Source organism: Mycoplasmopsis canis PG 14, assembly GCF_001553195.1.
Lineage (GTDB): Bacteria > Bacillota_I > Bacilli_A > Mycoplasmatales > Metamycoplasmataceae > Mycoplasmopsis > Mycoplasmopsis canis.
Genome location: NZ_CP014281.1, coordinates 111,363 through 133,446, shown reverse-complemented (window position 1 = coordinate 133,446; position 22,084 = coordinate 111,363). Strand labels below are relative to the sequence as shown.

The following is a 22,084-nucleotide window of genomic DNA, read 5'->3' as shown; positions in this document are numbered from 1 at the left end:
TTTTTTAATTTTTATGTGTTTTAATTATAAACTAAAATAAACAAATACTAACGACTATTTTTATATTTTTAGAAACAAAAAAATAAAGCCAAAAGCTTTATTTTTTTGAAATTATTTTTCTAAGTTAGCGAAGTAAACAACTATTCTAACTAATTGTGAAACGTATGACATTTCATTATCGTATCATGAGAATAATTTGTATAAGTTTCCTTCTGGTGTAGGTTTAACTGTTGTTAATGCTGAGTCGAAAATTGATCCGTGTGTAGAATTAATAATATCTGAAGAAACAATTTCGTCTGTTTCATATTTCATTGTTTCGTTTGCTGCTTTTTTCATAGCTGCATTAATTTCTTCAACTGTTGGTTGTTTTTCTAAGAATACTGATAAGTCAACTAATGATCCTGTTAATAATGGAACACGAACTGCAATACCATCTAATTTTCCGCTAGCTTCTGGAACTACTAATCCAATAGCTTTTGCAGCTCCTGTAGATGTAGGAACCATGTTTGATGCTGCTGCACGAGCTCTACGTAAGTCTTTGTGTGGAGCATCTTGTAATCTTTGGTCTCCTGTGTATGCGTGAATTGTTGTCATGTATCCTGATTTAATTCCGAATTCATCAACTAAAACTTTAACCATAGGAGCTAAGCTGTTTGTTGTACATGAAGCAGCTGAAATAACTGTATCATTTCCGTCTAAAATGTCGTGGTTAACGTTGTAAACAACTGTTTTAACATCTTTATCTGATGGAGCTGAAACAACAACTTTTTTAGCACCAGCTTTTAAGTGTTTTTCTGCACCTTCACGTTTTGTAAAGAACCCTGTTGATTCAACAACTAAGTCAATTCCTAATTCTGCTCATGGTAAGTTTTCTGGGTCTCTTTCAGCTGTAACTTTAATTTCTTTACCATTAACAATAATAGCGCCTTCTTTAGCTTCTACTGTTGCATTTAATCTTCCAAATGCTGTATCGAATTTTAATAAGTGAGCTAATGTTTTTGCATCTGTTAAATCATTAACAGCAACTACCTCTAAGTTTGATCCTGATTCTAATAGTCTACGGAAGAATAATCTACCAATTCTACCGAATCCGTTGATTGCTACTTTTTTCATAATTTCCTTTCATTTATAACTAAAAAGTTATATTTATAAATATATATTTAAATTTTGTAAAATCGATTTTTTACAACATAATTATAATAAATTTTTCAATTTTATACTATAAGTATTTTAAAAATATGATCTAAAAATATGATAATATTTTCATGTAAAAAACTTGCTATTTAAGCAAGTTAATTCTTTTTTTAGATTCGTATTGATAGTCAGTTGCATACAAAGAACCATCAGCAAACTTTATTTCAATTGAATTGGGAACTTTATTTCTAGTTGCATAATAAATTTTAACTCTCTTACCATTTAAAATAATGTATGCACCAGGATTAGAAGAAAATGCCCTTATTTTATTAAAAGCTTCGAAGGTGGTTAGTGAATCAATTAATAATGCATCTTCTTTTAATAATTTAGGAGATAATATCACTGCAGATTCATTTTGTTTTTGAGCTATAAAATCATTTTTTATAAATCTATTAATCCAATCTGAAATAACATTCTTTGCTAAAATAGATATTTTTTGAAATAATGAATCAGAAGTGTCGAATTCACTAATTTTTATCCTTTCACTAAATATCATATCACCTGCATCCATGGCTTTAGTCATGTATATCAATGTTATTCCAGTTTCAGAATCACCGTTTAATAAACTGTATTGAATTGGGGCGGCTCCTCTATATTTAGGGAGCAATGAGCCATGAATATTTATTGAAGCAATTTTTGCTAATTCAAGCACCTTCATAGGAATATATTGACCAAAGGCACAACTTATCATAATATCATACTCTAACTCTTTTAATTCTTCGTAAATCTCACCTATTTTATCTGGTTGAAAAACTTTTATATTGTATTTTTGAGCTAATAATTTAGTAGGTGTTGGTTCAATTTTGTATCCTCTATTTGCCGGTTTATCAGGCTGTGAAATAATCGCCACTACATTAAAGTTTCTTATAATTTCTTCAAAAACAGGAACCGAAAATTCTGGGGTACCCACTAAAACAATCTTTTCCTTCGGTTTATTCATTCCCAACCCACGCTTTCTCTTCTGAAATTTTATTTATTAAAAAAATCATTTTTTTAGCTATCGGACTATCAGCGAACGAGTTTTCACTACTATTTTTTTTAAATAACTGTATGTGAAGCTCATCAAAATTAAAATAAGAACCAAAAAAAGTTTTTAAATTGTTTTGGTATCTATATGACAATATTGGTACAAAAATACTTTCTAAAAATCATAAAGAAAGTTGTTTGTATCCAATTTCATCAAAAATCAAAATATCTACATTAGATAACTCTTCAATAAGAAAGTCAAGATCAATATCACCTTTGCTTAAACTTCTTTTTATCTTATCATCTAAATTATTTATATCGATATAACTTACTTTCTTGTCCCTGATAGCATATTCATTTGCAATTAAAGAAAGTATTAAACTTCTGTTTGATTCAATAGAACCGCTCAAAAACAATGAATGTGCATTTAAGGGATTATTTTTGAACTCCAGAAGATAATCATAAATTTCAAGATGATCATTATTTTCTAAAAAATGTGATGCATCAAACGAAAAAGTAGAGATTGGTTTAGAGATATTTTGAAAAATAATATTATGTTTGATTTTATATTCATTTGTTAATTCATTATTTCTTATTTTTTTTAAAAATTTAATTTTTCCATTTTCACGAAGCACAACAGTTTCTCAAATCATCTTTTCTTTTGAAGAATTTTCTTTCACAAGATTAATTAACTGTGGGGCAAAATAAAATATTTCTTCATCTGTCATTTTAGTTTTATTTATAATGCTATTTAAAAATTCATTTCTCTTTATTTTATAAACGATTTTTTCTTCATCTATTTGAACGTTAATAATTTTATTAAAATCTTTATTAGAACTTAAATCAGGTTTTTTAACACTAATCATTTTTTAAATTTGATAAGTATGAAGATTTCAATAAAACTTTTTCGTCATAAATAGATTTAGTTCTAATATTGCTTTTAAATTTTCCATCAAGATATTTCTCAACATCATCAAAATTAGAAATATTTTTTGAAAGAACTTCTGAAATTAAACTATTTACATATTTGAATCAGTTTTCAGTATTCTTTCTTTTAACACTATAGAATATTATCATATTAAGTGCTTTTTGATCTTTTATACTCTTTGATCAAACGGCAATCATGTTTTCTTCTTCGTTTAGTTCGCTTTTATTCAATATTTGCTTCAAGAATGATATATTGTCTAAGTTTAAAATAGCTTGATAAACATTTGAATATTTTATGTTCCCAATAGCAAGCGGAGTATAAATCATTTTTGTTTTAGCAATAACTTTCAATTCAGGTTTCGCAATTTCTTTGCTTCCTTCTTCTAAATAAAAAGTTTTTAAAACATCATCATTATCTTTTAGTGTGTTACTAAAAATGTTAAAGAAATTAGCAGAAATTTCTTTAAAACCAAATAAATTAGTACTCTTCTTAAATAAATTGTTAACTTTTATCAATTTATCATAATTTGTTTTACCAACTTTCTTAGTTAGTAATTTAGAAATAAAAGGATTTTTAGCTATTTCATTAGAACTTAATGGTCTTTGCAACTCAAATATTGTTAAAGCTTTTGAATCGTCTTTATAAGTGTTGATCAATCCTAGAGCTTCCAATTCTTCACGACTTTTATTTAATTCATGTTCATGTGAATTCAGAAATAAATTTAATGAAGAAAAATTAAAAGGAACTTCAACAAAATCAGAATTTCTTGAAAGATCAATCAAATACTCGTATAACAAAATACCTAGACCACCAACTATAGGCCCGTATAATTTTCTCAAGTTTGTAAGATCATCGCTTGATATAATGTCATTTCTTGTGATTGCAAAATGCTCGAATTCTAAATATTGTTTCATAATTTCCCCTTCGCTTTTCTTGTATAAAATATTTTAAATTTTTATTGAGCAATTACAATTATATTTTTCATTTTCATATAAAATGTCTATATTTAAACTTGAGATATTCACAATTTTTAAGTTGTGTAACTGATCTTTTAATCCCCAATTATAGTTATTTTCACTATCTAGTATTTTTATTATTGAGTTATCCCCATACTTTTTTCACATATAATTTTTTCTTAAATTTTCATCTATTTCCACATTTCAAATTTTTGTAAATAAATTTAAGGTTTTTTCTGATGCTTTAAAAATTGTTGGAAACTCAACAAAATGATAATCACTGTTTTTTAAGTGGTGAAAAAGAAATTTTTCTACTATAAACCCTATTAAATTAAGATTACTTGAGTCTTCTATAATTCATTTTTTAATTTTTTCTTTGTCAACATAGTTGTTTGTGATTAAATCATAATCTAAGTTATTTTTGACATACTCAACGAAACTTGCATCTTTATAAAGATTAATAACAAATTTATCTACTTCTAAAGTTTTGTGCCCTTTGTCAGCAAGTCAATTCAGCAATGTTGTTTTACCAGCTGATATCTTTCCTACAATGGCTATCATTTTATTTGCTATATTTCTTTAAAAGATTTATTAAGTCTTTTTCAAATTTTTGTAATTCTAACTCTTTTATATATGATTTTGCGTCATCATAATTTAAGTTTATTTGATAAAAATCATTTTCAAGCGGTAACTCTAAAACGTTTGTGTTAATTTTTGATAATTCATAAGATAAAAAACCTTCACTTCTACCTTTAATTAGTTTTTCTAGAGTTCCTTTTGTTTCTTTTAAAGTTCCTTCGTCTAAATTTTTATAAATATTTTCAAAATAACCATATGTATTTATTAATTTTATAGCAGTTTTATCACCAATCCCTTTGACTCCAGGTAAGTTATCGCTTGAATCACCTTTTAAACCTTTATAAGTAGTTATCTGACTAGGATTTATTTCATAAATACTGTGAAAATTATCATTATCAATTAATGATATTTCAATACCTTTTTTTACAATATATGAAGTGTCTTCATCAACAAGTTGCAAGAGATCTTTATCAGATGAAAAAATAAATTTTTTCCCAATCATTTTCTTGCAATAAGTCCCGATTATATCATCTGCTTCATCCCCAGCTTTTTCAATCCATTTTATATTTAATAAGCTAAGCAGTTTTTTTATTATGTCAAATTGTTCAAAAATCTCTACTGGTGCTTTAGTTCTTCCAGATTTATACTCCGGAAATATTTCATGTCTTTTAGTTTTTGAATTAGCATCAAAGGCAATCATTAAATTATCAGGATTTATAAATTTAATTAATTTAACTAGTTGTGACAAAAAAACCGAAACTGCATTTGTTGGAATTCCTTTTGAAGTTTTTAATATTGAACTTATATCACCTCTATATGTTGCATAAAATGATTGGAACATCATATAGTTTCCATCAATTACCAAACTTTTTTTATTATTCATTTATGATCTCCTTAAAGTCTTTAATGTTATAGAACTTATTGTCTTTTTTAACTACTAATATAACAATTTTTCTAGGCATTTCGCTATTAATTAGCTCCATGATTTTATTTGTTCATCCATAGGCTGTAACCACTTTTGTTTCGTCCTTAATTTTCAGGTTTGTTTGTCTATCTTTTGTACCTTTTTTAGCTTCCAATATTTCAATTTTAAGTCACAATGGTTCTTCGCCAAGATTTGCTAATGAAATTCTTCCTTCAAAAACATCCTTGCTGTTTTCTGTAACTCATTTTTCATTTGTGTATCTGCTGCCCAATAATTTAATTTCTCATTGATCTTGTAAGTCCATATCGTCTTCTTGTTTTATAAATTCGATTTTCTCAAAATTTTGTTTTTCTATAAAGTCATCTAAAAATTCAATAGGATTATTAGATTTTTTTGTCTCTGATTTAAATAGTTCATAAAAATCTAAGCACATATCTGTTGCCGTTAAAAGGGTGTTAATGTTACCAAAGTCACTGAAACTACCTGCTTTTATTAATGTTTCAATTACACTTTCTCCGACACCAGCGACTCTTAATCTCATTCAAGCGGAAACAAAATCAATAAATCCGCCTGCTCTTTTTCTTTCTTGTATGATTTTTTCTACGGCAGAGTGACCTATTCCTTTTATTGTGTTAAATGGTAAAAATATTTCATCAAAAAATATTTCTGCCTCATTTGAAGATATATTAATATTAGGGACTTTAATTTTTATTTCAGATAGAGCCGCTTCTTCTGCATAAAGCTTAATATTTTGTTGATCTGCAGCTCCATTTGATAAAAGAACCTTGTAAAAAATCATAGGAAATCTTGCTTTATAGTACGCTAATTTATAACTAACTATAGCATATGCTACTGCATGCGATTTATTAAATCCGTAATCGGCGAATTTTTCGATATTTGCATAAATCTTTTCTAAATCAGCTTTTGAGAGTCCATTTTTAAGTCCACCTTCAAAAAAATCTGACTTATATTTATGTAATTCTTCTTCATTTTTCTTAGAGATTGCTCTTCTGAATAAATCAGCTTTTGAAAAAGGCATACCCGCTACATCTTGCACAATTTGCATAATTTGCTCTTGATAAACGATAATACCAAAAGTATTTTTTACGATAGCATCATATTTGGGATGCACTTTTTCTACTAACAGAGGGTTTTTCTTTCCTTTAGCATAAACAGGAATATAAACACTTGGGCCGGGTCTAAATAGAGAAAGTATTGCATAAATATCATCAAATGAATCGATCGAAACTTGTTTTATAGCATTTCTCATTCCTGGTGATTCAAGTTGAAAAATACCATCTGTTTTTAATGAGTTAAGCAAGTCAAATGTTCGTTTATCATTAAAAAGAGAAATTGAATCATTGGTTACTTGGTCAAATCTAGATTCATATGGTATAAGTTTTTCTATTTCACTTATAAAGGTTAAATTTTTTAGTCCTAAAAAATCTATTTTAATTAAACCATATTTTTCTAAATTATTCATGGTCATTTGCACTTGGTTTAAACCAAAACTACTTGCTTGCATTGGGACAACTTCACTCAAATCACGATCAGATATAATAAACCCTGCTGCATGCACTCCTATTTGTCTTGGTAAACCTTCTATTCTTGATGCAAGAGAGTGTAGTTTAGGGTATTTATTTGCATAAAGATTATATTTTTTATTATTAGCATATGAATATAATAGATTTTCATCTTTTATAGATATGCTTGAAGATATGTTATCTATTTCCGTTCTTGGTATATCTAAATATCTTCCAACGTCCCTTATCGAGTTTTTTGAAGCTAAAGTTTGGAAAGTGGAAATAAATGCTACTTTTTCAGCCCCATATTTTTCCTGTAAATATCTAAATATCTCATCCCTTCTATTATCTTGAATATCAATATCTATATCTGGCAAACTAATTCTGTCTTCGTTTAAAAATCTTTCAAAAAGTAAATTAAATTCAAGAGGATTTACTGAAGTTATATTTAATAAATATGATATCAGCGAACCAGCGGCAGATCCTCTTCCAGGACCTATTAAAATATTGTTTTTAGATGCGAAATCTAGTACATCATGTATTATAAGGAAATAATCCACAAAACCTAATTTAGTAATTACTTTATATTCTTTCTTGATTCTTTCATTAACTAAGTTTTTATCATATTTTTTTAATAAATTATGGTATCTTGTACCGGTAATTAGTTTTTGAAATAGTTCTATAGAATTTTCATTAAATTTAGCTAATTTTATTTCCTTTGATGGCTTTGTTATATTGATGCTTTCAACAATGTTTATCATATTTTGATATACAGAATCATTTAATCCTTCAAATTCCGAATCATCAAAATATTCGTTATAAATTTTTTTAACTTCGCTTTTCCCTGTGGCTATATTTTCTAAAACAGGTAATAACTCATTGTCATCAAAACTTAAAATTCTTTTTGTTGGTGCAAAAACAGTTTGATGAAATTGGGGTTCTTTGCTGTTTATATAAAAGTTGTTAAGCATCTTTTTTAAATTTATATTATTTCTAAAAAAACCTTCCTCAAAATGATCTATTAAATATATGTCTTCATTTTCTAAATCATAATAAGATATCTCTTTGCCATAACTTTTTTCAAGAACTAGCTTTTTTAAAAATAAAAATCCATTATCATTTTTTGCTATTGCTATTACTTTAAATTTTTCAATTAATTTTAATTCAACCCCAATTATAAGTTTGAAGTTATATTCTTCACTAAAATTCCAGAAAAATTGCAACGCATGAAAATTTTCTATATCTGTTAAAGTTAAATATTTAACTTTTTTTTGCTTTGCTAATTTAAATAATTCTTCTAACCTAATTGTTGAATGTAAAAATGAATATTCTGTATTTGTGTGCAAATAAATATTTTCTTTCATAAAATCAATTTTATATTATTTAATGTTTATGCATAAAAAATAAAAACAAAAAATAAAAACTCATTTTACTAATGAGTTAATTATTTAACGAAGAGTCAAAAGCATATTTTATATTTAATTTTTCTACTATTAACTCATCTAAATCTTTTTTTGGATTTTCGAAAACAACTTGTATGTTTTTTGTTTTCGCTAAAGAAATAATGCTTAAACAATCATAAGCCACTGATCAATCGGAAAGGTTTTGTGAAATTTTCTCTCCAATAATTATTACTTTTAACTTATCAACTGTATTTATAATGTTTATTAGAGCTCTGTCTATTGTTTCGATATATAAGGCAGTATATATTTTATTTTCTGAATTCTTTAATATCTTTTCTTTAAGTAATTCCGACATAAAAGCATTATTGTTTGCGTATACTAAACATAAAGGTTTATCAATGGAAACATTAAATTGTTTATCAAGAAAAACTTCTTGAGAAATTTTAACCATTGGATTTTGTGTGTTATCTCTTGAATAATCTGCGATATAGTTGTATCAAATTTTTTGATACTTATATTCTAAATATGGTATTTGTTTGAAAAATCTAATCCAGCTATCACTAATTGCTAAATTTTTTATTTGGCATTCATATAAATACAAATTACCTTTTTCGTTTTTATTATATTTTACAATGACTGATTTTCTTATAAAAAAATCATTTTCGCTACTATTGTTTAAAACATCATATTTATTTAACATATCAGAAAATTCAATGAATTTTTTCTCTTGAAGAATTTTGTGATCAAAATTAATAAATAAATCTATTTCCTGCGGTCTGCAATAAATGTTATAAAGAGAATACTTTAAAACATTTTTTAAGTCTAATTTATTTTTTTCATCAACTATTTCGTGAAATTTAAAAATAGTTAATGTAGAAAAAACTTTATTAATATTAGAACTTTGATTTAGGTCATTTATTATAGTTACATACTCTTTATACTTATTTTGTTTAATGTTTTTTAAAACAAAATAAACCATACCTTCTTCTTTAAAATAAAATGTTTTTTTAGGAGCAAAATTAAAAATGCTATAAATTTCATAAATATCAGCAACTCTTAAGTTTTTTAAATAAAACTCAGGCTTTATTAATGCACCTATTACAACGGTGTTTTTTTCTTTTATCTCAAATTTAGCATTTTTCGAATGTTCTTTTATTCTAAACTTTTGCACTCTATGAGATATTTTAGATCATTTTAAAGAACAAATATAATCACTTGCACTATCTTGATGTATTGTTAATGTGTAAGAAGGGGTTCTTGTTATAGTTTTATCTAAAACAACTAATATTCTATCTATTAAAGAAAAGTTTTTTCTATATTTACTATTAATATAAACTTCTAATACTTCTGATTTTCCTTCCGGGATAAAACCTTCAAATTGTTTACTAATTTTATCTCTTGAATCCTCTTTGAAGTAATCCAAAAAATCATTTAAACTAAGAAAGTTGAACTCTTTAAAATTAGAGTTTTGACTATCGAAAATAGTAGAAAGAAAATGGTATTTGTTACTTATTCTGATTACTCTATTGTTGTTCTTATCAACTTTAAAATTTATAATACCGGATGATGATCTGTAATATAAATAAGAAATAATAAGAAAACCAACTAATATTACTATGAGGAAAGCAAAAAGTAAAAGAATTATTAAATAATGAAAAATATTCATAGTTATCTACTCAACAATCTTATTGATGGGTGCATTTTATTAAGAGTTCTTTCTTTGCCATCATTATGAAATTTAACAATAATATCATTAGCGGATTTTACCTCTATCACTTCTCCTTCACCGAAAATAACGTGTGAAATAATGTCTCCGACAATTATTTTTGAATTTTTATATAATGCATCTGGGTCATCTTCAGTTGTAGGGACGAATTTTGATTGATCATCCAATAAAATTCTTTCTTTTGTGTTAATACCCATTTCTTCTAAAAATTGCGAAGGTTCTTTTGGAGTATTTGTTCCTATAATTTTCCCTCTTGAAGAAGATAAAAATAAATTCTTCTTTGCTCTAGTTACAGCAACGTATGCTAGTCTTCTTTCCTCTTCAATTAATTCTTCTGGATTTTTATCTTTTGAATTATTTATAAAATCGCCTTTTTCAAAAATTCTTAAAGAAGGGAAAACACCTTTGTTTAACCCCACAAGAAAGACATTATCGTATTCAAGACCTTTTGCTGAGTGTATTGTCATTAGTGTAACATAATTTGTTTCATTATGGTATTCATCTGTAACAGTTAATAAACTTACCATATTAAGGTAATCTTCTACATTTCCGGATGGGTTAGCTTTTTCTCAAACCTCTATAGCCTTAATTAATTCTTTTACATTCTCTTTCGCGGTTCCTCTTAAATTTTTATTATTTTCTATACTTTCATAAAAACCAACTTCTTGTAAAAATGAATCAAGCAATCTACTTATTCTATTTTTCTTTGCGTGAAGCATTTTTTGGTATTTAATAAGCAAGAACATAAATGGGTGTAGTTTATTAATAATGAATTCTTTACCTAACTCTTTAACATTTAATTGTTTAAAGTGATCTTTTAAAGCGTAAAACATTGTTTTTTTGTGTTTTCTTGCAAACTCTCTTATTTTCTCTAATCTAACTTCACCAACACCTCTATTTGGAACATTTATTATTCTTTCTAAAGAAATTTCGTGCCCGTCAAATAAAACTCTTAAAAATGCAATAGCATCTTTAATTTCTGAACGTTGGTAAAACTTTACTCCATTAATTAGTTTGTGTGGAATATTTTCCTCTATTAATGTTTGCTCAAAAACACGTGAATAATAATTTGATCTAAACAAAATGGCAATTGATTTTAATTGGTTTTTTTGTTTCTTGAGTTCATTTATTTTATTTACAACTCATCTAGCTTCACCTTCTTCATTGAAACTGTGGAAAAATTCTGGTTCTTGTCCTTCTTCGTTTTCGGTAACTAAATCCTTACTAAAACGGATTTTATTATATTTAATCAACTTATTAGCGGCCTCTAGGATTTTCTTAGTTGACCTATAGTTAATATCTAATATAACTGTTCTCGCCTCCGGAAAGTCTTTTTCAAAATCAAGAATCAAATTAACATTAGCCCCACGTCAGTTATAAATTGTTTGGTCTGGATCACCAACTATTGTTATATGTGTGTTTTCTGTATAAAGCATTTTTATTATTTCATACTGTAATCCGGCGGTGTCTTGAAACTCATCAATTAAAATAAATTTAAATTGTTTTTTATATTTTTCAAGAATATCAGGTCTTAAAGTGAATAATCTATGTGTTTGAATAATTAAATCATCAAAGTCTAAACTACCTTGCAGCGCTAATTCATTTAAATACTCAAGATAAATTTTAGCTAAAATTGTAGGCTTATTTTCTTCATTCAATATCTTGGCAAATTCATTTGGATCTTCTGAATAATTTTTTGCTCAAGATATATACTGAGCAGTTGTTTTATAACTTATTTCATGAGCTGTTATTTCTAATTTATTATAAATTTTCTTAAAAATTTGCTCTTTATCATGTTCATCTATAATATAAAAATCTTTTCTATATCCGAGTTGGCGAATATCTTGGCGTAAAATACTTGTACAAAATGCATGAAATGTTTGCACATTAAGGGTATCTTTGTTATTTTGGCAATATTTTTCAATACGACTAATCATTTCTTTTGCGGCTTTATTAGTAAAAGTAACAGCCAATATAGAATGTGGTGATATACCTAAGTCATTAATTAAATAAGCCACTTTTCTTGTTAAAACCTTTGTTTTTCCAGTTCCTGCTCCTGCTATTATACGCAACGGTTTATCAAAATAAACAACTGCTTGTTTTTGCTTTTCGTTCAAATCACTCAATAAATCAACTTTTCTAATCAACATAAAAACAACCTCCATTATTTTTTAAATATAAATTTTCTTCTATCATCATTTTCTGGAAATAAAATTATTTCTTTATCTTTAGATACTATTAGTGTATTTTCAACAATTCTTGTTTCTGAAAGCCAATCAACTATTGACAACCTATTAGGTTTAAAAATTACAAAAAGATAACCAACCATTGATATAAAAAATCCAATTGACAAAAATACAGTAATAATTCTCATGATTATTAAGTGATAAATGTCGTCTTTTATACTTAATATATTTTGACCATTTTTATCCAAAACAACAAAACTATTAGGCGCCAAAAATAACATTATAAAAATTATTACAGCACTAAAGTATATAGAAGTAAATAAATTCCTTTTTATGATTGAACTAAATGAATAGTTCTTTGTATGTGAATTAATTATTTTTAATTTTAAAATAATTAATCCAATTGTTTTACCCTCAAAAAAAACAGGTATGAATAAATAAACTAATAAAGAAACAATAATAGCAGAAAGGCTTGAAAAATAAAAAACACTTGCCGATGGTAATGCAACTTTATTTATGTTTTTGGTTAGTAAATAAAAAATAAGCAATATTAATGAAATTGCTATTGACAAATCAATAATATTAGCTATGAATCTTTTAAAGAATCCTGAGTTTTTATACATAATTAATCTAGTCTTTTTAGAATTTTTGTGTTTTTTAGTTTAGATATAGGCATTGACATTAATGTTACTTCTTCATTATTTCTCAAAAAGTAAGGATTTGTTAAAAAATAGTTTTCAGTTTTGTATATTGATTCTAATTTACCTAAAATTTCAACATGTTTTTGGAAGGTTATTAATCCTCTCTTTTCAGAAATATCATCTTTAGTTTTAAAAATATTTTTATATGTAAAATTGGTTTCTTTCAAAAATGCCGTCATTAATAATTTTATAAAATAATATTTTGCATATCTAATCTCTTCAAAGAGCTTTCTATTTGATATAACTAAATATTTTTCAATATCTTCAAACATATTTAAACTTTTCTTAGAACTTAATCACATATCTGAAGGGAAATTTTCTCTAAAAATTCTGTAATCTAAATATGTGTATGATTTTGCTTCTAACATTAAAATGTAATTTATTTCAACACTCATTTTTGTATCATTTAAATTTTTTGTTTTATATTTAAGCACTCTTTGAGCAACTGATTTTTTAATTATTTTATTAAAAATAAAAGGATATACATAAGCAAATGGAAGCGGGTTCTTAGTTAAATCTATTTTTTCTCTTTCAACTATTCTAGCTAATGGTTTTCAAGAAATTGAACCTGTTAATCTTGGTTTAAACTCTAGTATTTCAACGTCATTTGAGCTTGATGCTTCAATCATTTTTTCAACATAGTTATATTTAATTGAACTAATATCTGAATTAAAAGTTACTGCATAATCACCTCTCATAATTCTAAAGGCGCTTAAGAGATTGTGCTGATAACTATTAATTTTTGAATTATAAACAACAACTAGTCTATTCCCAAATAATTCATAATACTTAGGTAAAATATTTAAGACTTGTTTATTTTCACTTTCCTTACCATTTAAACATAAAATAATTTCGAAATCAACGCTATTTTGTTCTAATAAACTATCAAGATAATTTTTTACATTTTCAACATTTTTTGTTTCTAAAGATATTAATGATAACTTCATTATTCACCACCTATATTGATATAATATTATTGTACCACAATTTTGTATTTTTTGGCTTAATATAGCTAAAATTACAAGTTAAAATCATTTGTTAAATTATCAAAAAATATTTAAAAAATTTTATAAAATCAAATTCATTTTGCATTAAATTGAATAAAGATGAATATAATCTAATTTTATTGACAAATAGTAAAAAATACTTTATAATTAAAAAAAATAAAAAATAGGAGAAATAATGAAAAAAACTATAAACGATTTAAAATTCAATAATAAAAAAGTTTTAGTCAGAGTTGATTTTAATGTTCCAGTAAAAAATGGTGTTATTAGTTCAACAAAAAGAATTAGTGCAGCATTACCAACAATAAATAAGATTATTGCTGAAGGTGGAAAAGTTATTTTACTTTCACACTTAGGAAGAGTTAAAGAAGAAGCTGATTTAGCTAAAGGTTCTTTAAAACCTGTTGCCATTGAACTTGCAAGACAACTACAAAAACCTGTTCAATTTGTTGAAGAAACAAGAGGAGCAATTTTAGAAAGTGTTGTTAACTCAATGAAACAAGGTGATGTTGTTTTAGTGCAAAACACACGTTACGAAGACCTAAATAATAAAGCAGAAAGCAAGAATAATGATGAATTAGGAAAATATTGAGCTTCATTAGCAGATGTTTTTGTAAACGATGCTTTTGGTACAGCTCATAGAGCTCATGCTTCAAATGTCGGGATAGCTAAAAACATTAAAGAATCAGCGCTAGGATACTTAATGGAAAAAGAAGTTTCTTCATTAGAAAAAGCTATTAAAAACCCAAAACACCCATATGTAGCTATTATTGGTGGTGCAAAAGTATCTGATAAAATTCAAGTTTTAGAAAACTTAGTAAAAATAGCTGATAAAATGATTATCGGTGGTGGAATGGCTTACACTTTCTTAAAAGCTCAAGGAATTAACGTTGGTAACTCATTGGTTGAAAACGATTTTATTGAGTTAGCTAAAAACTTCTTAGCAAAATACAAAGATAAAGTTGTTTTACCAGTAGACCATGCAGTTGCAAAAGAATTTAAAGATGTTAAACCAGAAATTCAAGTTGGCGCAATTAAAGATGGTTACATGGCATTAGACCTTGGTCCTAAGTCAATTGAAGCAATTCACAAAACATTAGCAAATGCAAAAACAGTTGTTTGAAATGGGCCTATGGGAGTTGCGGAATTTGAAAACTACAAACACGGTACATTAGCTGTATGTACATCAATAGCAGAATTAAAGGATACATACACAGTTGTTGGTGGTGGTGATAGTGTTGCTGCTGTCGAAAAATTAGGAATGGAAAGCAAATTCTCACACGTATCAACAGGTGGTGGTGCTAGTTTAGAGTTATTACAAGGTGTCGAATTGCCTGGTGTTACTTCTATTCAAGATAAATAATAAAAAATCTAGGTTAAATTAACCTGGATTTTTTATTACTATTTGGCAAAAACAATTAATGCAATTTAATTCCTTTATCAGTAAATTCGAGCACTCTATCAAATTTCTTTACAAAGTCACTTTCTATATGATGAGAAATATAAATAATAGTTTTTTCTGTTTTTAGTAGTTTATCAAGAATTTTATTAGCTGTTATAGAATCTAAATTAGATAAAGACTCATCCAGTATTAAAATGTCTTTATTAGAAAACAATGTTCTTGCTAATGAAATTCTTTGTTTTTGACCCAAAGATAATTGGTTATCTGCTTCAAAGTTCACGTTATTAAGTTCTTTTTCAACATCGTTAAATACTTCCACAAATCTCAATAGTTCATTGATTTTAATTTTGTCTTCATCTAATAAACCTATGTTTTCGTTGATACCTTTATTTAAAACAAAAACTTCTGGTTCTAAGTAATTAATTTTTTTAACAATTTCTCTCGAAGAAAAAGATGAAGATTGTTTTGAGTCAAATAAAATTTCACCAAAAGAAATTAACTTAGAATTAATGATACTTTTTACAAGGGTAGATTTACCAGAGCCTGATTCACCGATTAATAAGTATTTTTTACCTTTTAGAAATTTAAAAGAAAAGTTTTCTATTAACCTTTTGTCTTCTCTAAGGATCGATACATTTTTAAATTCAATTTCTTTAATGTCACCTAAGAAATTACCATTTTCTTCTTTTTCTAAATTTAAGTTAAGTAAATTATATAAATTCAGTGATGCTAAAAATTTTTGAATGTCTGTTACAAGAGAACTGAATTCAGATTTTAATTCTGACAATAATTTGATAAATAAATATATTAATCCTAGCGATATTGAAAACATGTTATTCAAATAAAATAACGAGAGCAATATTAATCCCAAGATTTTGAATATCTCTAAAATAGACGATGAGAGTTCTGAGTCATAAATATTAATATTAATTTGTTTATAATTTACTTGGCAATATTTATTAACAGTTTCTTCCAGAAAAACTAATAAGTGTTTTTGTTTATTTGCAAAATATAAAACTGAATATCTATCTAATATGTAAGCAACTTCTTTTGTGAGCTTATTAAAACTTTTTTGGTTTTCTTCGGTATAAAATTTAACTTTTCTAAAAAATAATATTTTCGAAAAAGAACTTAAAATTAGAATACCAAAAATAATTAATCCAAGCACTCAATTTCTATAGCTAAAGTAACTAAATATAAACACAAAATTAATAGCTGTTGATATTACGCTCACCAAAGGAACTAAAGACATTTCATAAATATTACTAGCATTATTGATTATATTATTAAAGGGGGTTTCTGGATTGTAGTTTTCAAAATTTTTATATGTAGCATTAAAATATTGTTGAAAAAAATTATTAGCAACTGATTTACTTGTATAAAGAATAAATTTATTATATAGCATGTAGTAAAAATAATTAATAACTAACGTAATGAGATATGAAATAAAAATGAAAATAACCAATATTGAAAAAGATAAAAAATAATTCTTATTGATTATAGAAAATGTTTGACTTACAGAATCTATTGCAATAGATTCTGTAATTGATATTAATGAATTAAATACCGATATCAAAATGGATAATACTATAAATCAAATAAACTTACCCTTAATTTTCTTTAGAATTTTTAGCATAATTTTCTCTTTCTGATAAATTTATAACTTCATCATAGTAATTTAAATCATTTAAATGATGCGTAATATTGATGAATAGAATATTATCATTTAAATCAATGTTATTAAAGATTTTTTTAACACTATCTGAATCAATATTAGAAAATGCTTCATCACATATCAAAACATTATTATTTCTATAAAAATGTCTAGCAATATTTATTTTTTGTCTTTGACCTGTTGACAATGAATTATTATCATTTATTATAAATTCTGGTTTTAAATTTTCTAAATCGGCTTTTTCTAAACAATTTTTAATAATCGATTTATTAACATCTTCTCATAAACTAATATTATTTGCTACTGTATCATTAAATAAATTTTCGCTATTATCTAAAAAAGTTATTGAATTGAATAAGACGTGATTTTCGATTTTATTTAAATTTTCATGATTTATTAAAATAGTCCCTCCATAATCGGTTATTTGTTTCATTAATATTTTCGCAAAGGTTGATTTACCAAATCCAGATGGTGCTACTATTGCATATTTTTTACCTTTTGTAAATTTGAAATTAAAATTACTGAAAATTTCAACATCATCATATTTAAAAGATAAGTTTTTAATTGTAATTTCATTTATAACAATAGAATTTGAATTAACTTCAAATTTATCATTTTTAAAAAATTCCTTAATATATTCTTTATATGAAACTAAATTTTGAATTAAAAAAATCATTTCTCTTAAGTTAGTACCAAACCCAATAAATAATCCTGGTATTACAAATATAATACCAATTGGCTCATTATAATAAAAGATAAAAACACCTATAATAAAGAAAAATATTACATTAGCGAATAATTGAAATGAACTACTTATTATTTCTAAAACAATAACTTTTGACTTTGTTTGATTTATCTTTCTAATTCAATCATCAATTTCTCTATCTATAAAGTTTATTATTTTTTCTTCTTCACTCAAGTAATATAACATTCTAAAACTTTTAAAAACATTAAATAATGATGACATAATCTTTTCTTGATTATAATTATATTTTTGATTTATCTTTCCTGCTAATATACTTAAAAATAAAGGTGTTAGAAAACTTATTATAAATATAAATAATCCTATTAAAGTAATTTTTCAACTTATAAATAATAGTGCAATAACTGTAAATATATTTATAAGGAAATTTAGAGATATCGAAAATAAAGAATTAAATATAAGTTGTCTAATTTCCGGAAGTCTATACTTAATTCAAGATAAATATTTACCTTCTTTATTTAATTTAATATCTAAAGCACTTTCTGTGGATATTTTATTAAAAATATCACTACTCAACTGTTTATTAATATAATAATTTCATTTATTCTTTAATAATTGACTTAATAATGTGGATAATAAAAAGGTTATCGTCAATAATGAAACTATAATGAAATAAATATTTATATTTGTTTTTTGGTTTTCGATTTTTGTTATTAATTCAGTTGTAAAAAAAACTAAAAATGTAGATGATAAGACTGAAACAATATAAAAAAACGAAATTCAAATAAGTAAAAATTTTTTAGAAAAGTATTTTTTCATTAATTACCCCTTTCTTTTCGTCGTTATTTATTTTAAATAATATAGATAGCCCCAAGGAACCATTTATCAAATCATTAAATAATTCTTTACCTTTGAAATCATAAAATTTATTCTTGTTAAAGCCTAATAAAAAAATATAAAGTTTTTCATCATTTATTGAATTTAAACCATAAAATAATTTATAATAAAAATACTCTACTAAATAAATTCCTGACATCCCTAATCCAATAGTATTTTTTCGCGTATAAACATCTTTAATATGATTGAAATATTTATCTAAAATATATTTAAATTTATTTGAAGCAAATCTCACGCTAAATAAAATTACTATATATAATATTCCAATTGTACCGTTTAATAAATAATATGAATAATTTTGTCCATTAAAATACGCTCCATTTATATCTATTTTTTTCTCATGAATATTTAATAATTCACGAATTAACTCTTCGCCGATATGCAAATCATTACATTTTAAAATCAATTCTAAAGTGTCGAAAAATAAAAAATTATTTTTATTTAAATCTTTTGAGATTAAATAAATAATCTCAGATCATTTTGTGTATTTAATTTTTGAAGACATTTTAACTAATTTTGAATTCAAGTATTCAAAATTAGTAATCAGCTTAATTTTGTCTAATTTTATTTTTTTATCAAATATCTGAAGTATATAATTTAGTATTTTAAAATAAAATTCATTATACTTTACTGAAAACAAAATATTTATGTAGTTTTGTCAGCTTATTTTAGAACCTTTATTAAAATCGAAAAATATATCTAGCAACATTAAAAATACTTTTTCTTTATCATTTTTAATATGATTTTTAAAATGATTATCATATTCACTTTTTACTTTTGTTATTTTTTTACTACCAAGTAAAAAAGAATTTTCTAAATCAATAAAGCTTATTTTTTTATTTTCTGTATCAAAAATAAAATTGTCTAACTTAACATCATTTAATATTATTTTTTTATCATTGTGTATAAAATCAATAAATAACTTAAATTCATTTAAAAAGGAAAATATTAAATCTTCGTTTGAATTATCTTTGTTTAAAAAAATATTAAATAAGTTTTTAACTTTGTTTAACGATATTCCTTCTTTAAACTCAAATAAAAAGAAAAAACTATTATCATTTCAAAATTTAAATATTGCTTTAGGAATAAATCTGCTTATAAATTTTGAAGATATCGAATATTCATTTTTTCTATTATTAACAGGTATATTATCAAGAAAAAATTTTTTACTTTCTTTCATTACATATTTATTCTTTTTATCAGAAACAAGTCATATATTTGAGAACGCATCAAAACTAATCAATCCTAAAATAGAAAAGCCTTTAATACTATTAGAAATCTTTTGCTCCTTTTGGAAGGGATCTTTAATATTATCTGGTTTATATTTTTTAATAATAAATTTCTCAGAAATTTTGTCTAGTTTTAAAAAATGTCCATACCTATAACTTATTATAGATTTTTTATATCGTCTATCAGAATATGTTATTGGCCCTTTGAACGTCTTTAATAAATTAAATAATTGACTTATAATAAAAAAAGATTTTTTTTCATTTTCTGGATAAATTGTTATAAATTTTCCTGTCAAATTTTGTATTTCTATCGAATCAATGCTTTGTTTAAATGTTTTATAATTCGAAATAAATTTAAAAGATATATTATGCTTTACAAAAAATGGAAAAACAATTTTAAGTATTTTTAGGTAATTATTTTTTTGAGCAGATAAGTGAATTTTTCACCCGATAATAGGAAGCACACTCTTTTTTGTATATGTAATAAGTAAAGTGTTTATCTTCCTTTATTTTCCAATCGTTTTCATTTATTTCTAGATTTAAATCAAAAACATTAAACATTATAAGCAAATCACTGTAATTATTTTACATAAAATGGTTGTTTTTTTAGCTTGAATATTCTAAAAGTCATTTGCAAGGATGTAATAAAAAAACTGTAAAATAATTTTATCAAATTTTAAATTTACAAAAAGGTATAGGAAAATAGAAAACTTTAAAAGTTTTCTCGCCGCTTTTGCTTACTTTTTCAAAAAGTAAGGCTCCCTTGTCTGAAATCAAGGGCGGGGGGTTAAAATAATCTAAGGTTGATTAATAATTTTTCTATAGTTATTTATTCATTCCATCATAAAATCAATTTCTTCTTGAGTATAATTGTCAAGACTTTTACCTTTAGGAATAAAATACCTTATTAATCTATGCATATTTTCAATGGAGCCTTTTTGCCATGAACTATATGGAAGACATTTGAACAATCTGTCTTTAGGAATGATTTTGTGTAATAAAACATTTTCCTTACCATTATCGACAGTTAAGGATTTAATATTTAAACCAAACTTTTTAATCATATTATTTAAAGCTTGATGAATATATTTTGAACCTCTTTTGGTTATTGTAGCATATGACTTTCTAGTTTGTCTTTCTAACAAAGTTACTAAACACTTTTTATCATCAATTTTGCCCATTACAGTATCAAGTTCGTAATGGCCCATTTCTGATCTATCGTTAATATAATTTGGTCTCTTAGTTATTTCGGTAGCGTTATTCAATGTTACTAATTTAGTCTTCTTGGTTGTTTTCCTAATATATTTACCTTCTGATTTTCTAATTATATGTTCATAATCTAGATAAAATGGTAAGGATTGCATCTTTTTATACACTGAACTAACAGAAGGGCTAAAGCCAATGTGAGATTTCTTAAAAGAATTTACCAAAAACTTTACAGAAGTTTTTGGCATCTTTTCTTTAATATTTCTTTTGATTTTGTATTTATTATATTTATGTCTAATATCATTTCAATACTCTTTAAATGGTTCTCATTTTTCTTGTAACTTAGTATTTCTGAAAAACAATCTTGAGTATCTATAATCCAATAAATGATCGTATATTTTAGAAAAATGAATAACTTTAACCTTAGTGACTCTTTTAAAACAATTGTTACATTGAAATCTTTGATATTTTAATAAATCTTTAGAATGTTTACTAGTCATAAGATCAATTTTGTTTTTTATTGTTCTCACATCTCTTTTTATTTTTCTAGAGGCTTTTTGAATTGATATACCTTGGCTAATTTCAAATAAAGCATTATAAATTGAATCAATATCCATTTGTTTTTTCTGTAAATTTCTAGTTAGTTCTAATTTTCCTTGAAACTTTCAAATAGTATCAATATTTTCTGCAATTTCATAATGAGTATATTTATTTTCTTTCTTTGATTGATCAAAAATACAAATTCATTTTCCTAAATTTTTCATTATAATATTAATGTATCCTTTCTTGTTTTTGCACATTTATTTTATTACAGGATACATAAAAACAAAGTCATATGCATGTTCAACTTGCATATGACTTTTCTAATTAATATGTTTTTT

16 protein-coding genes are annotated in these 22,084 nt (G+C 24.9%); 1 reads left to right on the top strand and 15 read right to left on the bottom strand.

The genetic code is table 4. The features are described 5' to 3' along the window. Positions 1–111: 111 nt before the first annotated feature. The 11 genes from gap to AXW82_RS00480 form a co-directional block, all read right to left on the bottom strand. Complete coding sequence (gap, locus tag AXW82_RS00530; protein WP_004795034.1) at positions 112–1,113, bottom strand: type I glyceraldehyde-3-phosphate dehydrogenase; 1,002 nt, start codon at positions 1,111–1,113, stop codon at positions 112–114. Positions 1,114–1,279: 166 nt separating this feature from the next. Then, positions 1,280–2,134 (bottom strand): methionyl-tRNA formyltransferase, encoded by an 855-nt coding sequence (gene fmt / locus AXW82_RS00525; RefSeq protein WP_004795036.1) that lies wholly within the window; start codon positions 2,132–2,134, stop codon positions 1,280–1,282. Continuing rightward, positions 2,127–3,026 (bottom strand): hypothetical protein, encoded by a 900-nt coding sequence (locus tag AXW82_RS00520; RefSeq protein ID WP_004795037.1) that lies wholly within the window; start codon positions 3,024–3,026, stop codon positions 2,127–2,129. Before AXW82_RS00520 ends, fmt begins: the two co-directional genes overlap by 8 nt. After that, positions 3,019–4,002, bottom strand: a complete 984-nt coding sequence (locus AXW82_RS00515; RefSeq protein WP_004795039.1) for a replication initiation and membrane attachment family protein — start codon at positions 4,000–4,002, stop codon at positions 3,019–3,021. The genes AXW82_RS00520 and AXW82_RS00515 overlap by 8 nt, the downstream gene beginning before the upstream one ends. A 33-nt stretch (positions 4,003–4,035) precedes the next feature. After that, on the bottom strand, positions 4,036–4,605 hold the full coding sequence (locus tag AXW82_RS00510; RefSeq protein WP_004795041.1) for a nucleoside/nucleotide kinase family protein: 570 nt from the start codon (positions 4,603–4,605) through the stop codon (positions 4,036–4,038). 1 nt (position 4,606) lies between these two features. Next, positions 4,607–5,506: a 5'-3' exonuclease gene (locus tag AXW82_RS00505; protein ID WP_004795043.1), complete on the bottom strand. Its 900-nt coding sequence runs from the start codon at positions 5,504–5,506 to the stop codon at positions 4,607–4,609. After that, positions 5,499–8,435, bottom strand: coding sequence for a DNA polymerase III subunit alpha (gene dnaE, locus AXW82_RS00500; RefSeq protein WP_004795046.1), 2,937 nt, complete (start codon positions 8,433–8,435; stop codon positions 5,499–5,501). Before dnaE ends, AXW82_RS00505 begins: the two co-directional genes overlap by 8 nt. A gap of 76 nt (positions 8,436–8,511) precedes the next feature. Next, complete coding sequence (locus AXW82_RS00495) at positions 8,512–10,140, bottom strand: MHO_4530 family protein (RefSeq protein ID WP_004795048.1); 1,629 nt, start codon at positions 10,138–10,140, stop codon at positions 8,512–8,514. 2 nt (positions 10,141–10,142) lie between these two features. Next, positions 10,143–12,365 carry an ATP-dependent helicase gene (locus tag AXW82_RS00490; RefSeq protein ID WP_004795050.1) on the bottom strand — a complete coding sequence of 741 codons (2,223 nt, stop codon included), beginning with the start codon at positions 12,363–12,365 and terminating at the stop codon, positions 10,143–10,145. After that, complete coding sequence (locus AXW82_RS00485; RefSeq protein ID WP_004795053.1) at positions 12,365–13,009, bottom strand: RDD family protein; 645 nt, start codon at positions 13,007–13,009, stop codon at positions 12,365–12,367. Before AXW82_RS00485 ends, AXW82_RS00490 begins: the two co-directional genes overlap by 1 nt. A gap of 2 nt (positions 13,010–13,011) precedes the next feature. Further along, positions 13,012–14,034, bottom strand: a complete 1,023-nt coding sequence (locus AXW82_RS00480) for a glycosyltransferase (protein ID WP_004795054.1) — start codon at positions 14,032–14,034, stop codon at positions 13,012–13,014. A gap of 235 nt (positions 14,035–14,269) precedes the next feature. Between AXW82_RS00480 and AXW82_RS00475 the strand changes: the two genes are divergently transcribed. After that, positions 14,270–15,454 (top strand): phosphoglycerate kinase, encoded by a 1,185-nt coding sequence (locus AXW82_RS00475; protein ID WP_004795056.1) that lies wholly within the window; start codon positions 14,270–14,272, stop codon positions 15,452–15,454. A gap of 55 nt (positions 15,455–15,509) precedes the next feature. Here AXW82_RS00475 and AXW82_RS00470 read toward each other — a convergent pair whose 3' ends face one another. From AXW82_RS00470 to AXW82_RS00455, 4 genes are all read right to left on the bottom strand, one after another. After that, entirely contained in the window at positions 15,510–17,129 is a 1,620-nt protein-coding gene (locus AXW82_RS00470; RefSeq protein WP_060913305.1) for an ATP-binding cassette domain-containing protein, read from the bottom strand. Then, the gene (locus AXW82_RS00465) at positions 17,104–18,690 is read right to left on the bottom strand and encodes an ATP-binding cassette domain-containing protein (protein ID WP_060913304.1); all 1,587 of its coding nucleotides are present in this window, start codon (positions 18,688–18,690) and stop codon (positions 17,104–17,106) included. The genes AXW82_RS00470 and AXW82_RS00465 overlap by 26 nt, the downstream gene beginning before the upstream one ends. Next, positions 18,671–20,461, bottom strand: a complete 1,791-nt coding sequence (locus tag AXW82_RS00460) for a class III lanthionine synthetase LanKC N-terminal domain-containing protein (RefSeq protein ID WP_060913303.1) — start codon at positions 20,459–20,461, stop codon at positions 18,671–18,673. The genes AXW82_RS00465 and AXW82_RS00460 overlap by 20 nt, the downstream gene beginning before the upstream one ends. A 333-nt stretch (positions 20,462–20,794) precedes the next feature. Beyond that, entirely contained in the window at positions 20,795–21,967 is a 1,173-nt protein-coding gene (locus AXW82_RS00455) for an IS30 family transposase (RefSeq protein WP_052746216.1), read from the bottom strand. Positions 21,968–22,084: the final 117 nt, after the last annotated feature.